12 protein-coding genes are annotated in these 14,252 nt (G+C 58.8%); 7 read left to right on the top strand and 5 right to left on the bottom strand.

All coding sequences use genetic code 11. The annotated features are described in order from the left end of the window. Positions 1-25: 25 nt before the first annotated feature. Complete coding sequence (locus AGR2A_RS21710; protein WP_072493432.1) at positions 26-2,122, bottom strand: bifunctional rhamnulose-1-phosphate aldolase/short-chain dehydrogenase; 2,097 nt, start codon at positions 2,120-2,122, stop codon at positions 26-28. Positions 2,123-2,319: 197 nt separating this feature from the next. On the opposite strand from AGR2A_RS21710, the gene AGR2A_RS21705 reads away from it, so the two are divergent. From AGR2A_RS21705 to AGR2A_RS21675, 7 genes are all read left to right on the top strand, one after another. Further along, complete coding sequence (locus tag AGR2A_RS21705) at positions 2,320-3,150, top strand: DeoR/GlpR family DNA-binding transcription regulator (RefSeq protein ID WP_004445548.1); 831 nt, start codon at positions 2,320-2,322, stop codon at positions 3,148-3,150. A 50-nt stretch (positions 3,151-3,200) separates the two neighbouring features. Further along, on the top strand, positions 3,201-4,211 hold the full coding sequence (gene rhaS, locus AGR2A_RS21700; RefSeq protein WP_006698473.1) for a rhamnose ABC transporter substrate-binding protein: 1,011 nt from the start codon (positions 3,201-3,203) through the stop codon (positions 4,209-4,211). A 77-nt stretch (positions 4,212-4,288) separates the two neighbouring features. After that, positions 4,289-5,821: a sugar ABC transporter ATP-binding protein gene (locus AGR2A_RS21695; RefSeq protein WP_080823336.1), complete on the top strand. Its 1,533-nt coding sequence runs from the start codon at positions 4,289-4,291 to the stop codon at positions 5,819-5,821. 11 nt (positions 5,822-5,832) lie between these two features. Then, entirely contained in the window at positions 5,833-6,834 is a 1,002-nt protein-coding gene (locus AGR2A_RS21690) for an ABC transporter permease (RefSeq protein ID WP_072493166.1), read from the top strand. Continuing rightward, positions 6,831-7,841 (top strand): ABC transporter permease, encoded by a 1,011-nt coding sequence (locus tag AGR2A_RS21685; protein ID WP_072493167.1) that lies wholly within the window; start codon positions 6,831-6,833, stop codon positions 7,839-7,841. Before AGR2A_RS21690 ends, AGR2A_RS21685 begins: the two co-directional genes overlap by 4 nt. 3 nt (positions 7,842-7,844) lie before the next feature. Continuing rightward, positions 7,845-8,168 carry an L-rhamnose mutarotase gene (gene rhaM / locus AGR2A_RS21680; RefSeq protein WP_004445557.1) on the top strand — a complete coding sequence of 108 codons (324 nt, stop codon included), beginning with the start codon at positions 7,845-7,847 and terminating at the stop codon, positions 8,166-8,168. Beyond that, complete coding sequence (locus AGR2A_RS21675; protein WP_072493168.1) at positions 8,165-9,547, top strand: FGGY-family carbohydrate kinase; 1,383 nt, start codon at positions 8,165-8,167, stop codon at positions 9,545-9,547. The genes rhaM and AGR2A_RS21675 overlap by 4 nt, the downstream gene beginning before the upstream one ends. A gap of 55 nt (positions 9,548-9,602) precedes the next feature. Here the strand turns inward: AGR2A_RS21675 and AGR2A_RS21670 are convergent, their stop codons facing one another. From AGR2A_RS21670 to AGR2A_RS21655, 4 genes are all read right to left on the bottom strand, one after another. Next, positions 9,603-10,439 carry an alpha/beta fold hydrolase gene (locus AGR2A_RS21670; protein ID WP_080823335.1) on the bottom strand — a complete coding sequence of 279 codons (837 nt, stop codon included), beginning with the start codon at positions 10,437-10,439 and terminating at the stop codon, positions 9,603-9,605. A 312-nt stretch (positions 10,440-10,751) separates the two neighbouring features. Continuing rightward, positions 10,752-11,447 (bottom strand): FkbM family methyltransferase, encoded by a 696-nt coding sequence (locus tag AGR2A_RS21665; protein WP_006698480.1) that lies wholly within the window; start codon positions 11,445-11,447, stop codon positions 10,752-10,754. Positions 11,448-11,600: 153 nt separating this feature from the next. Next, positions 11,601-13,523: a putative bifunctional diguanylate cyclase/phosphodiesterase gene (locus AGR2A_RS21660; protein ID WP_286079591.1), complete on the bottom strand. Its 1,923-nt coding sequence runs from the start codon at positions 13,521-13,523 to the stop codon at positions 11,601-11,603. Between the two features lie 21 nt (positions 13,524-13,544). Beyond that, complete coding sequence (locus AGR2A_RS21655; protein WP_022562939.1) at positions 13,545-14,051, bottom strand: conserved exported protein of unknown function; 507 nt, start codon at positions 14,049-14,051, stop codon at positions 13,545-13,547. Between the last annotated feature and the right edge of the window lie 201 nt (positions 14,052-14,252).

Raw genomic sequence — 14,252 nt, 5'->3', positions numbered from 1 at the left:
ACGGAGGTAAGACGTGCAGAAATTTCTACCGGGTAAAACTTTGCGCATTACCCGCATCGACATTGATGATGTTGCCGGTGGACTTTGCGGAGGCGTCGGACGCCAGGAAGTAGATCGCCTCGGCGATATCTTCCGGAAAGACGTTGAGTTTTAGCATGGAGCGCTTGCGGTAATGTTCCTCCAGATCGGTCACTTCGATCTTGGAAGAGGCCGCGCGCTGCTCGCGCCATTCGCCGCTCCAGATCTTCGAACCGCGCAGCACGGCATCGGGATTGACGGTGTTGACGCGAATGCCGGCCTCCGCCCCCTCAAGCGCAAGGCAACGGGCGAGATGAATTTCTGCCGCCTTCGCGGTGCAATAGGCCGAGGCATTGGGCGAAGAGGCGAGGCCGTTCTTGGAAGCGACAAAAACGACGTTGCCGCCGAGATTCTGGCGCCGCAGCAGCCGGAATGCTTCTCGCGAAACGAGGAAATAGCCTGTCGCGAGAATGTCGATATTCTTGTTCCACATGGCAAGCGTCGTATCTTCCACGGGAGCGGAAGAAGCGATGCCGGCATTGGAAACGAGGATATCCACGCCTCCGAATTCCACACTCGCTTCCGCGAAGGCGGAAATCACTGCATTCTCCTGCGTCACGTCAAGCTTGACGGTACGCACCGCATCCGCGCTGTACCGCTTGACGAAATCGCCCTTCGCAGCCTCCAGTGCCGCTTCATCGATATCGGCCAGCACCACACAGGCACCCTCGCCCGCCAGCCGCTCCGCCGTCGCCCGGCCGATACCGCCGGCGCCGCCCGTAACGAAGGCCACGCGGCCCGCAAGGCTCTTCGGCTTCGGCATGCGCTGCAGCTTCGCTTCTTCCAGCAGCCAATATTCGATATCGAAGGCTTCCTGCTCGGGAAGACCCTGATATTCCGACACGGTGGACGCGCCACGCATGACATTAATAGCGTTGACATAAAATTCGCCGGCGATGCGGGCCGTGGCCTTGTCTTTAGCGAAAGACAGCATGCCGACGCCGGGGATGAGGAATATCACCGGGTTCGGATCACGCATTTTTGGCGAATTATCGTGGCGGCAAGCTTCATAATAGCGCGTGTAATCCGCGCGATAGTCCTCCAGCGCCTTGTCTAGGCTGGCCGTCAGCGCATCCACATCTGGATTTGCGGTATCGAGATCAAGGATCAGCGGACGAATTTTCGTGCGCAGGAAATGGTCCGGGCAGGATGTGCCCAGCGCACCGAGCGGTTTCAAATCCTTCGAATTGACGAATTCCAGAACGGCATCCTGATCGTCAAAATGGCCGAGCTTGCGTTCTTCACGGCCGATGCGGCCACGGATTTCCGGCATCAACCGGGCGGCGATGGCCCGACGTTCGGCAACCGGCAGGCTTTTGGCCACTGCCCCGCCGAAGATCACCTTGCCTTCGGTCTTTTCCGAAAACCATTCGATCGCCTTGTTGATGATGGCGAGCGTCAGTTCGTAACACGCCTTGGCGTCGTTATCCCAGGTGAAGAGGCCGTGGCTTTCCAGCACGACGCCCTTGGCTTTCGGATTGGCCTTGACGAAAGCTTCCAGATCGAGGCCCAGCTGGAAACCGGGGCGACGCCAGGGCAGCCAACCAATGTCGTCGCCGAAAATCTGCTGCGTCAATTCCTTCGAGTTTTTCGAGGCGGCGATAGCGATAATCGCATCGGGATGCATATGGTCGACATGATCATAAGGCACGAAACCGTGCAGCGGCGTATCTATGGAGGCCGCGCGCGGATTGAGGTTGAAGGTGCAATGCGGCAGGAAGCCGACCATGCGGTCCTCATCCTGAACACCCTTGTAAATGCCCTTCAGCGCTTCCAGCTTGTCGAGATAAAGCGTTGCAAAACCATCAAGCTTGATGGTGCCGACATCGCCGCCGGAGCCCTTCACCCACATGACGCGGACCTTCTCGCCCGTCAGGGGATCGGTTTCAAGCACCTTTGCTGATGTGTTCCCGCCTCCGTAATTGGTGATGCGCTTGTCGGCACCGAGCAGGTTGGAGCGGTAAAGAAGCTTTCCCGGCTCATCGAGCGTCCTGGCATAAGCGTCGTCCCAACGGCTTTCGAGAAGGCGGGATGTTCCCGTCATGTCTTCCTCCCACATGGTCTTCATTCGCGAACCGACACCGGTCCGCCTCCTTTAACGGCAGGTATCGCGCATCCAAAAGCCCAATGTCAATCAAAAACGATCATAAATTTTCATGTTGCAGCGCGATATTGATTAATTTGATCGTTGTTGATTGACAACGTAAAGAGATTGCGAATAATCACGATCAGGAGGACCAAATGCACGAACGCGAACGCCATCGCATCATCTTGAGCGCCATACAGGAAAAACCTGTGGTGACGGTGCAGGATATTGCGGAATTGACGGATGCGTCGGAAGCGACCATTCGGCGGGATATTGCGTCCCTGCACGTGCAGGGCAAGTTGCGGCGCGTGCGCGGCGGTGCGGAAGCGGTGCATCCGCCGCAGCTCGGCAATCTGGCCGCGCGGCCATTCCGCGTGTCCGAATCAGTCAACATCGACAAGAAACGCGCAATTGCGCGCAAGGCGGTCGATCTCTGCAATGATGGCGATGCGATCATCCTGAATGGCGGCACCACGACATTCCAGATGGTGCATTACATGGCGGCGCGCCGCCTGCAGGTGATGACCAATTCTTTCGCCATCGCCGAGCATCTGGTCAAGCATTCCAAATGCAATGTCAGCGTGCCGGGTGGCGCGATCTATCGTGACCAGAGCCTGATCCTGTCACCCTTCGAGAATGACGCAATCCGCAACTTCTATGCACGGCGGATTTTTCTCGGGGCGCAGGGCGTGGGTGCGCTCGGCATCATGGAATCCGACGCGCTGGTCATACAGAGCGAGCAGAAGCTGATGCGGCAGGCGGAAGAGCTGATCGTGATGGTCGATTCCTCGAAATTCAGGAAACGGTCCAGCCTCATTCTCTGCCCGCTCGAGAACGTGTCGACCATCATCACCGATGACGGGATTTCTGACGAGGCGGCAAGGATGGTGGAAGATGCCGGGGTAGAGCTGCTGATCGCCGGCGCCGTGGCGGACGCGAAAACGGCCGGTCCGCCGGATGAGGAGAATTCTTCGTCGGTCGCTTGAGGAGCGCCGGCAGGGAAGTTGCAAGGTTCAAAAACGGGAGGAAAAGGGACATGAAACTTACACGCAGAACATTAACGAGCGTACTCGCGCTCGGCGCGGCACTCTCCGTAGCCGGCCTCGGCGGCGTTGCACAGGCCGCCGACGTGAAGATCGCGCTGGTGGTGAAATCGCTTGGCAACGGCTTTTTCGAAGCCGCCAACAAGGGCGCACAGGAGGCCGCAAAGGACCTCGGCGGAGTCGAGATCATCTATACCGGCCCGACCAGCACAACGGCGGAAGGCCAGATCGAAGTCATCAATTCGCTGATCGCGCAGGGCGTCGATGCCATTGCCATTTCCGCCAACGATCCCGACGCCGTGGTTCCGGCGCTGAAGAAGGCGGCGCAGCGCGGCATCAAGGTGATTTCCTGGGATTCCGGCGTTGCGCCCGAAGGACGCATTCTTCAGCTCAACCCCTCGTCCAACGCGCTGATCGGCAAAATGTGCCTGCAGCTCGCAGCATCGCATCTGGAAGGCGGCAAGGGCGATTTCGCCATTCTTTCGGCCACCACCACGTCCACGAACCAGAACATCTGGATCGATGAGATGAAGAAGCAGCTGAAGGACTTCCCTGGCCTCAACCTCGTCACGACGGTCTATGGCGACGACCTCGCCGACAAGAGCTACCGCGAAGCTCAGGGCCTTCTCTCATCGCAGCCGAATGTGAAGGTCATCGTCGCGCCGACGACGGTCGGCGTTCTCGCCGCTTCGCAGGCCGTGAAGGATGCCGGCAAGATCGGTCAGGTCTATGTCACCGGTCTTGGCCTGCCTTCCGAAATGGCCGGCGCCATCAAGTCGGGCGCGACCAAGGAATTCGCCATCTGGAACCCCATCGACCTCGGCTATTCCGCCACCCAGATCGCCTATCGCCTCGTGAAGGGCGAAACCGACGGCAAGCCGGGCTCGGAAATTGAAGCCGGCCGCATGGGCAAGATCAAGGTTGGCGAAAACAGCGAAGCGGCCATGGCTGATCCGTTTATTTATGACGCGAAGAATATCGACCAGTTTTCGAAGATTTTTTGATCTGAGAAGCTGCTGACCGAGGGCAGAGGGGGGTGGCCCCAATCACTTCACTCAAAACCGACCGGTAAGACCTGACGATGCGCGCTGAAACCCAAATCCTAAACGCTGCAGAAGCCCCCAGCCCCACGCCCATTCTGGAAATGCGCGGCATCAGCCAGATATTCCCTGGCGTGAAAGCGCTTGATAGCGTCGATATCGCGCTATACCCCGGCAAGGTTACCGCGCTGATCGGCGAGAACGGCGCGGGCAAATCCACGCTCGTCAAGATCCTCACCGGCATCTATCGCCCGAACGAAGGCGAAATCCTGCTGGATGGCAAGACTGTCCACTTCCACAGCGCACAGGATGCCATCGATGCAGGCGTCACTGCCATTCATCAGGAAACCGTGCTGTTCGATGAGCTTTCGGTCGGCGAAAACATCTTCCTCGGCCATGCGCCAAAAGGCCGTTTTGGCCTGATCGACTGGAAGACCATCAATGCGCGTGCCAGAATTCTGCTGGAACAGCTGGAAAGCACCATCGATCCGACGATCCGGCTGAAAGACCTGTCGATCGCACAGCGCCACCTCGTCGCCATTGCCCGCGCCCTGTCGGTCGAGGCGCGCATCGTCATCATGGACGAACCGACCGCCGCCCTTTCGCGCAAGGAAATCGATGATCTCTTCCGCATCGTCGAAAACCTGAAGCGGCAGGGCAAGGCTATTCTCTTCATCAGCCACAAATTCGACGAGGTCTATGAGATTGCGGAAAACTATGCCGTCTTCCGGGACGGCAGGATGGTGGGCGCCGGCACGCTCACGACCACCCCGCAGGATGAAATCGTTCGGCTGATGGTTGGCCGTGATGTAACGAATGCCTTTCCAAAGCAGGCTGTTACGCTGGGTCCCACGGTTCTTTCAGTCCGCGATTACTCTCATCAGACCGAGTTTCGCGATATCTCTCTCGAGTTACGCAAGGGCGAAATTCTTGGCCTTTACGGGCTGATCGGCGCCGGGCGTTCGGAGCTTTGCCAGTCGCTGTTCGGCATCACCCGCCCGGCATCGGGTGAAGTGATGTTGAACGGCCAACCCATCACAATCCGCTCGCCGGAAGATGCCATCCGCGCCGGTATCGTCTACGTGCCGGAGGAACGCGGCCGCCACGGTCTGGCGCTCGACATGCCGATCTACCAGAACATGTCGCTGCCTTCACTCACACGCACCTCGCGCAAGGGCTTTCTGGCCGCCGCCAACGAATTCGCGCTTGCGCGCAAATATGCCTCGCGGCTCGATCTGCGCGCCGCCGCCCTTTCGGTGCCGGTCGGTACACTTTCAGGCGGCAACCAGCAGAAGGTGGTGATCGGCAAATGGCTCGCCACCCAGCCAAAGGTCATCATCCTCGATGAGCCGACAAAGGGCATCGATATCGGCTCCAAGGCAGCGGTGCACGGCTTCATCAGCGAGCTCGCGGCCGAAGGCCTGTCGATCATCATGATCTCGTCCGAACTTCCCGAAATCCTCGGCATGTCCGACCGCGCCATCGTCATGCGCGAAGGCCTGATGGCGGGCCAGTTCGAACGCGCCGATTTTTCCCCGGAAAAGCTGGTGCGCGCCGCCACCGGCAATGCCTGAGAGGGGCTAACATGCAACGTCTACTCAAAAACCGCGAATGGCTGCTGGCGGGTATCATCATCGTCATGATCGCCGGTTTTGCGATGCGCGCCCCCGGCTTCGGCCGGCCCGGCAATCTCGTCAACATCTTCAACGATACCTCCATTCTCATCATTCTGGCGCTGGGCCAGATGGCGGTCATCCTTACAAAATCCATCGACCTCTCGGTAGCAGCCAATCTTGCCTTTACCGGTATGGCGGTGGCGATGACCAACGCTGCCTTTCCGGGCATTCCGCTGCCGCTTCTTATCGTCATGGCTGTCGGCATCGGCGCGTTTCTCGGCTCGCTCAACGGCGTTCTGGTCTGGTGGCTCGGCATTCCGCCCATCGTCGTCACGCTTGGTACACTCACCATCTATCGCGGCATGGCCTTCGTGCTTTCGGGCGGCGGCTGGGTGAATGCGCACCAGCTATCCCCCACTTTCCTCAACGTGCCGCGCACCATGATTCTCGGCATGCCGGTCCTTTCCTGGGTGGCGATCCTCATCATCGCCGGCGCCTGGCTGGTGCTCGGCCGGACTTCCTTCGGCCGCTCCGCTTATGCCTCGGGCGGTAATCCGAGTGCAGCCGTTTATGCGGGCATCGATGTCGGCCGCACCCGCTTCTTCGCCTTCGTGCTCTCGGGCGCGCTCGCCGGTCTCGCCAGCTATCTCTGGGTGTCGCGTTACGCGGTTGCCTATGTCGACATCGCCGCCGGCTTCGAACTGGACAGCGTGGCGGCAAATGTGATCGGCGGCATTTCGATTGCGGGCGGCATCGGTTCGGTGGCGGGTGCCGTGCTTGGCGCGCTGTTCCTCGGCGTCATCAAGAACGCGCTTCCCGTCATTGGCATCTCGCCCTTCGCGCAGATGGCGATATCAGGCGTCGTCATCGTGCTCGCCGTCGTCTTCAACGCCCGCGCCGAAGCCAGGAAAGGCCGCATCATCCTGCGGGACCGCGCCGCAGGTGATCAGCCCACGGAGGCCGCAGCATGAGCACGCCATCCCATTCAACACAAAGCCCGCGCATCATTCCAGACAAGCTGGGAACACCTCTACGTCGCATCATGGGCAGCTGGGAAGTGCTGCTGCTCGGCGTCGCGATCCTGATCTTCATCGCAAATTCGCTGGCCTCGCCCTATTTCCTCAATGCCTGGAACCTGTCTGATGCGACCTTCAATTTCACGGAAAAGGCCATCATCGCATTTGCCATGGCGCTGCTGATCATCGCCGGTGAGATCGATCTCTCGGTCGCCGCCATCATCGCGCTCGCGTCCACCGCCATGGGCGCTGCGGCGCAGATGGGCGCCGGCACGCCGGGCCTTGTTGCGATCGGCATCGGCACCGGGCTTTTGTGCGGCGCCTTCAACGGTTTCCTGGTCGCTGGGCTGAAACTGCCGTCCATCGTCGTCACCATCGGTACCATGAGCCTGTTTCGCGGCATTTCCTACATGGTGCTGGGTGATCAGGCCTATGGCAAATACCCCGCCGATTTCGCCTATTTCGGCCAGGGTTACGTCTTCTGGGTGATTTCGTTCGAATTCGTCCTGTTTATCGCCATGGCCATTCTCTTCGCCGTTCTGCTGCATGCCACCAATTTTGGCCGGCAGGTCTATGTGATCGGCAACAACCCGTTCGCCGCCCGTTTCTCCGGCATCCCCGTCGAGCGGGTGAAGTTCATCCTCTTCCTGCTCACGGGCCTGATGAGCGGTATTGCCGCCGTCTGCCTTACCTCGCGGCTCGGTTCGACGCGGCCGTCGATTGCTCAGGGCTGGGAGCTGGAGGTCGTCACGATGGTTGTGCTGGGCGGCGTGTCGATCCTCGGTGGCTCCGGCACCATCGCAGGCGTCGTCATCGCAGCCTTCGTCATGGGCCTCGTCACCTTCGGGCTTGGTCTTTTAAATGTGCCCGGCATCGTCATGTCGATCTTCGTCGGCCTGCTGCTGATCATCACCATCGCCATCCCCATCGTTGTCCGCCGCCTTCGGTCCATGAGAAGCTGAGCCATGACGGAACTCGAAAAATACGCCTTCAAGATGAAACTCTTTCCGGGAAAAGAGGCCGAATATAAAAAGCGCCATGACGAGATATGGCCGGAACTGGTGACACTGCTGCACGAGGCAGGGGTGAGTGACTATTCCATTCATCTCGACCCGGAAACCAACATCCTTTTCGGCGTGCTGACGCGCCCGAAGACCCATCGCATGGCGGCTCTGCCAGAGCATCCCGTGATGAAAAAGTGGTGGGCCCACATGGCCGATATCATGGAGAGCAATCCCGATAATTCGCCGGTCGCAAAAGACCTGGTGACGGTGTTCCATCTGCCATGAGCAAGAGCACCAGACCGGACCGCGTCGCGGTCATCGATATCGGCAAGACCAACGCCAAGGTCGTCGTCATCGACACCGGCAGCGGCGAGGAGATTGCCAGCAAAAAACAGGCGAACCCTGTCCTCCGCGATGGAATTTATCCGCATTACGATGTGGAGATGCTCTGGCGCTTCATTCTCTCCACGCTTCAGCGTTTCGGCCAGAAGCCCGGCTTCGATGCGATTTCCATCACGACCCATGGCGCTTCGGCAGCACTTCTCGATGGGAACGGCGACCTCGCCATGCCTGTGCTCGATTATGAACACAGCTATCCCGCAGCCATTGAGGAAGCCTATCACAACATCCGGCCCGATTTTGCCGAGAGCGGTTCACCACAGCTTCCCGCCGGGCTGAACCTTGGCGCGCAAATCCATTTCCAGAAGACGGCCTTTCCGAACGATTTCGCCAGGGTGCGCAGCATTGTTACCTATCCACAATATTGGGCGGGACGCCTGACCGGCATTCGGGCCACGGAAACGACCTCGCTCGGCTGTCATACCGATCTCTGGAACCCGCGCCGGAAGAGCTTCTCCTCGCTCGTCGAGCGTCTCGGTATCGAGACGTTAATGGCGCCGGTCCGCTCCGCTTTCGATGTCCTGGGTACAATCCACCAATCACTGGCAATCGAAACCGGCCTTTCGCCGCATATGCCGGTTTATTGTGGAATCCACGATTCCAACGCCTCGCTCCTGCCGCATCTTCTGCGCCGCGACGGTGATTTTTCGGTCGTCTCCACCGGCACCTGGGTGGTGAATTTCGCCATTGGCGGCTCGGCGGGTGCGCTCGATCCCATCCGCGACACACTCCTGAATGTCGATGCTTTCGGCCGTCCCGTTCCCTCCTCCCGCTTCATGGGCGGCAGGGAATATGAAATGCTGGCACAGCAATTCGGAGAAGCAAAAGACGAAGCAATAGACGCAGCTCTCGGCGGCGTTGTGGCCAGGGGCATGATGCTGCTGCCGAGTGTTGTCAGCGGCTCCGGCCCGTTTCCGGACAAGACGACGCAGTGGCTCGGCGATAAAAACGCCACCGCTGCAGAGCGACACGCGGCGACATCGCTTTACCTGGCGTTGATGACGGAATTCAGCCTTTCGCTCATCGGGCGGAAAGGTCCCATCCTTGTCGAAGGCCCTTTCGCCAGCAACGCCCTTTATCTGAAGGCGCTGGCCGGCTTTGCAGAGACGGACGTAACGGCGGTCGAAGGATCAACCGGCACCAGCGCGGGCGCGGCCCTGCTTACCGGCATCAAACCGCTTGCCGGTCGAGAGCGCCATTTCACGCCGCACGACATTCCCGGTCTCACCTCTTACCGCAATGTCTGGCGAGGCCGCCTCGCCTGATGCGAAACGCAAAATGCGGCCGAATGATCGGCCGCATTGTGATGTCGCAAAAGTATCAGCCCTTGATGAAGGCCAGCAGATCGGCGTTCAGCACATCGGCATTGACGGTGAGCATGCCATGCGAGAAACCGGGATAGGTCTTCAGCGTGCCGTTTTTCAGCAGCTTCACCGACTTGTGAGCGGAGTCGGCGATCGGAACGATCTGGTCGTCTTCACCGTGCAGAACAAGCGTCGGAACGCTGATATTCTTCAGGTCATCGGTCTGGTCGGTTTCCGAGAAGGCCTTGATGCCGTCGTAATGGGCCTTTGCACCACCCATCATTCCCTGACGCCACCAGTTCTGGATCACGCCTTCATGCACGGTCGCGCCATCGCGGTTGAAGCCATAGAACGGGCCGGCCGGCACGTCGCGGAAGAACTGCGCACGGTTTGCGGCAAGCGCTGAGCGGAAGCCGTCAAAAACCTCCATCGGCAGGCCTTCCGGATTGGCTTCGGTCTTGACCATGATCGGCGGTACGGCGGAAACGAGAACCGCCTTGGCGACACGGCCGGCGGGTTCGCCATGCTTGGCGACATAACGCGCAACTTCGCCGCCACCGGTGGAATGGCCGATATGGACGGCATTCTTCAGATCCAGCGCTTCGACGACGGCGAAGGCGTCCGCGGCGTAGTGGTCCATGTCGTGACCATCGGCAACCTGGGCGGAACGGCCGTGACCACGGCGGTCATGGGCGACAACACGAAAACCCTTGGAGACGAAGAACAGCATCTGCGCATCCCAGTCATCGGACGAGAGCGGCCAGCCATGGTGGAAAACGATCGGCTGGGCATCCTTCGGGCCCCAGTCCTTGTAGAAGATTTCGGTTCCGTCTGTCGTCTTAACAAAGCCCATGATCGTTTCTCCTTCGGTTGCGTTGGAATCTCAGGTGCATCCTGTTGTGCGCCGGTTTGATGGAGGGATAATGACGCAGGAAAATGGCTTCAACAATTACAATAATAATTCGGAATGAATTGCATTTTTTGCAATAATAGAGCTGCCCGCTGCCAGATAAATTGCGGCACGGGCACCAAACGGCATGAAGCGCCAAAGGTTGCGCCAGATGGCTCAAGCGGTTGGTAAATGATTGCGCGCAGAACGCTTAGCGCCTGCCCGCAGCTTGAAACAAACTCTCCAACGTCGCCCTTGGCTTGAGATGCCCGGCTTTCAATCCACCTCGGGATCGTATTCCCTCGGGCTGTCATCCCGGGAAAACAGCACGCAAGGACCGCGAGAGCCGCGCGGATCATAGGCATAACCCTTGGCGGTGAGTGCCTGCATGATGTCGCGGACGCCGGCAAGACCGTAGAGGTGGTCGTGCAGCTCGACGAATATCCGCTCCACGCCGCTCAAGTCGGCCCTGCCAAGCAGATCGCGTTCCGCACCCTCGATATCCATGACGAGCGCTGTAATGCCGCGGCTCGCGATGAATTCATCGATGTTGGCGGAGGAGATTTCGATGCGTTTTTCATAGGGACCCTGATTTTCGTCCATGGACGACATCCAGAGATCCCTGCGAACGTAAAAAGAATAGGAGCTCGGCTCGTCGGCGGTAAGAAGCCCCTGCGAAAACACGACGTTGCCCCGGCAATTGGCCTTGATCACCCGCTCGGCCAGCGCCGCAGTCGCGGGGTTGGCCTCGAAAGCCCATACGGAAACATCCTTGATGCCTGCAATGATCGACGTAATGATCCCGATACCGGAACCCAGCTCCAGCACCCGATCACCTGGCTTGATGGCTTTCAGGACGCTGCGGGCCTCCTTCGCCTCGTAGCTGCCGTCGGTCAGCGCCTGCCAGATGACGGGCGACACCTCATCGGAAGAAAGAGGCAGGGCAACTCCATGCACGTCCAGTATTTCCATATCTCAAGCCTTTTCGCAAAATCCGGTCGTCTCGCCGCAACGGTCCCGTATCAACCGAAAATGCTCTACAGCATCGTTGCGGTAACCGGTATGGGTTTTCGCGAGCGACAGTATCATTTGGTAAAAATTCCAATGGCCGCCAGGACAGGCGTCTCAGGCAGAGCTCCAGGCGACGAGCTCCTTGGCCGGCAGCGGCCTGCTGATCAGATATCCCTGAACCTGGTCGCATCCCAGACGCCTGACGCATTCATATTGCTCTTCCGTCTCGATACCTTCCGCAATCGTCGTCATTCGCAAACTGCGGCCAACGCCGACCACGAATTCCACGATCGCCAGCGCATCCCGGTCGCTGGTGATATCGCGCAGAAAGGATCGGTCGATCTTGATCTTGTCGAAGGGGACGCCGCGCAGATTGGCGAGCGATGAATAGCCAGTGCCGAAATCATCCATGGCGATCTTGATGCCGACTGCCTTCAGCCGCGACAGCGTGTTGATCGTCTGGTCGCTCTTGTTGAGCAGGATCGATTGGTTGATCTCAAGTTCGAGCCGGCTTGGTTCCAGTCCGCTTTTCTCAAGCGCGCCCATGACGTTTTGAATAAGGTTGGTACTGTGGAACTGAACGGGCGACAGATTGACGGCCACCTTCATGTCCTCGTCCCAGCCCATCGCCTCGCGGCAGGCGGTTTCCATCACCCACTTTCCGAGCGAATGGATGAGACCGGTTCTTTCCGCGACGGGAATGAACACACTGGGGGGCACATCGCCGCGCACCGGATGTTTCCAGCGAAGCAACGCCTCGAAGCCGCAGAGCTTGCGTGTCTGCGTCGCCACCTGCGGCTGGTAATAAACTTCCATCTCGTCGTTCTGCAGTGCCGTCTGCAGATCGGCTTCGAAGGATTTCTTCTCGGTCAGCTGCTTCTGCATCCGAACCTTGAAAACGCTCGCACGGCCCGGACCGATGGCTTTCGCCTCGTAAAGCGCCAGATCCGCCCGCTTGAACAATTCATCCGCATCCACTGCACCGTGCGATATGGCGATGCCGATGCAGGTGCCGATTTTGACCTCCTGCTCACCCAGCTGATAGGTGCGGCTGATCTGATCGATGAGCTTGGTGGCAAGACGGCGCGCGGCGTCCTCATTCAGATCGTCGGAGACAACCGCGAACTCATCGCCTCCAAGGCGGCAAACCATGTCATAATCGCCGCCGATGGCCGAGAGGCGCTGCGCCACGGCCTGAAGCAGCGCATCGCCTGCATCGTGGCCGAGCGTGTCGTTGACATCCTTGAACCCGTCGAGATCGAGCAACAATATGGCTGTCGTACCGGTGCCACCGAAGGACCGGCGCAGCCGCTCGATCAGTTCCTGCCGGAACAGCGCCCGGTTCGGCAGGCCCGTCAGCGCATCGTGATAGGCATCATGCTCCAGACGGACATTTTTTGCCTGCAACTCCAGCGTCGCGGCGCGCAGATCGTCCGTCAGCCCGCGCATGCTTTTCTGCGCGCGGTTCAGGAGATCGTTCTGGCGAAGCAGCAATATGACAAGCGCGATGCCGCAGAGGATGAGACCGCCAGCCAGCGCCGTATAGACGATGTGGAGCTTGCGGACATCCTCATGGGCGGTATCGATCAGATTCACATCATACGCGACGGAAGACGAGGCGAGCGTCGTCATCGGCGCATCCAGCGCGCTCATCGCGGCAAGAAGATCCGGCACATCGCTCGAATTCAAGCTGTTTATCTGCTGTTCGAGACGCGCCAGAACGGCGTCAAGGCGGGTTACCAGATCCCGCCATTGCTGCTTTTCATTGATGAAAGCGCCGAGGTTGCCCTGCTTCAACAGCTCCAGGCGACTGAGCATGATATCCAGACGCAGCTGCAATTCATCCCGGTCAACCCTGCCGGGATTAAGCGCGAACACGGCGAGTTTATTCTGGAGGCGCAGATATTCGGCTACGGTCTGGCTGACGGCCCATGAGTCATTATAGCGGGCGAACTTCTGCAGAGCGGTCTGCCGCTCGGCAATGACGAAAGCGATATAGCCCGTTGCCAGGACGAAGCAACAGATGATCACCGCCACAAGTTTTCGCAAACGGCACCTTTATTCCACTATCAGTTTGGCAACTTGCCATGCGGACCGCGAATAATAAGTCTGCTTCTGCAGTTCCGGGTCGCTGTCATAGGGATAGATGACAAACAACGGGCCCTTTTCGCGTACTGTCATATAGTTGCCATCCAGTTTGATGGCGAGGATAACATTGAATTTCTTAAAGTCTTCAACCGGTATCGTGCTTACATAGTCGTTGAGAGCCACCGCCGTGACACTGGTGCCCTTTGCGCCGACGACATCCATCAGCTTGGCAAGCGACACACCGTCAAAGCGGACACGCCCGTCGTGCCACGGTGTCGTCGTCTCCACGGTGTCCATGCCGAGCGCTTCCAGCATGTCGCGGTCAAATTCCGCAGCTCCGTCGGTATTGGTGTTGGTGATGTTGCCGGATATGGTTAATATCGGCTTGCCCTGCGGCTTGGCTATGTTTCCCGCCTCGGCACAGGAAAGCCACACGAGCGACATGAACGCACTGAGAAGTACCCGGGCGAAATTCATAATGTTTCTCCATCGATAACGTTCAGGTCGAGGGTTTTCGCCAACCCTGGAAGGTCAAGGGAACCGCCAACAGCATATATATCAGGAACCGATGTTATATCCTCACTGAGATTTTATCCGTATTTTCTCTAGGTATTGAGTAAACCCTTTGGATAATTTTTCCGTCTTATTGTACTTTTTGACGTTGCGCGCCCTGTTATG

This window comes from Agrobacterium genomosp. 2 str. CFBP 5494 (assembly GCF_900013495.1).
GTDB lineage: Bacteria > Pseudomonadota > Alphaproteobacteria > Rhizobiales > Rhizobiaceae > Agrobacterium > Agrobacterium pusense.
The sequence above is the reverse complement of the archived record's forward strand: the minus strand, read 5'-3'. Positions and strand labels throughout refer to the sequence as shown.

What these genes read in the sequence shown, in the direction of transcription:
- rhaS (WP_006698473.1), top strand. Translation starts at nt 3,201, where the DNA reads ATGAAACTTACACGCAGAACATTAACGAGCGTACTCGCGCTCGGCGCG.
- AGR2A_RS21685 (WP_072493167.1), top strand. Translation starts at nt 6,831, where the DNA reads ATGAGCACGCCATCCCATTCAACACAAAGCCCGCGCATCATTCCAGAC.
- rhaM (WP_004445557.1), top strand. Translation starts at nt 7,845, where the DNA reads ATGACGGAACTCGAAAAATACGCCTTCAAGATGAAACTCTTTCCGGGA.
- AGR2A_RS21665 (WP_006698480.1), bottom strand. Translation starts at nt 11,447, where the DNA reads ATGGAAATACTGGACGTGCATGGAGTTGCCCTGCCTCTTTCTTCCGAT.
- AGR2A_RS21655 (WP_022562939.1), bottom strand. Translation starts at nt 14,051, where the DNA reads ATGAATTTCGCCCGGGTACTTCTCAGTGCGTTCATGTCGCTCGTGTGG.
- AGR2A_RS21670 (WP_080823335.1), bottom strand. Translation starts at nt 10,439, where the DNA reads ATGGGCTTTGTTAAGACGACAGACGGAACCGAAATCTTCTACAAGGAC.
- AGR2A_RS21675 (WP_072493168.1), top strand. Translation starts at nt 8,165, where the DNA reads ATGAGCAAGAGCACCAGACCGGACCGCGTCGCGGTCATCGATATCGGC.
- AGR2A_RS21690 (WP_072493166.1), top strand. Translation starts at nt 5,833, where the DNA reads ATGCAACGTCTACTCAAAAACCGCGAATGGCTGCTGGCGGGTATCATC.
- AGR2A_RS21695 (WP_080823336.1), top strand. Translation starts at nt 4,289, where the DNA reads ATGCGCGCTGAAACCCAAATCCTAAACGCTGCAGAAGCCCCCAGCCCC.
- AGR2A_RS21710 (WP_072493432.1), bottom strand. Translation starts at nt 2,122, where the DNA reads ATGACGGGAACATCCCGCCTTCTCGAAAGCCGTTGGGACGACGCTTAT.
- AGR2A_RS21705 (WP_004445548.1), top strand. Translation starts at nt 2,320, where the DNA reads ATGCACGAACGCGAACGCCATCGCATCATCTTGAGCGCCATACAGGAA.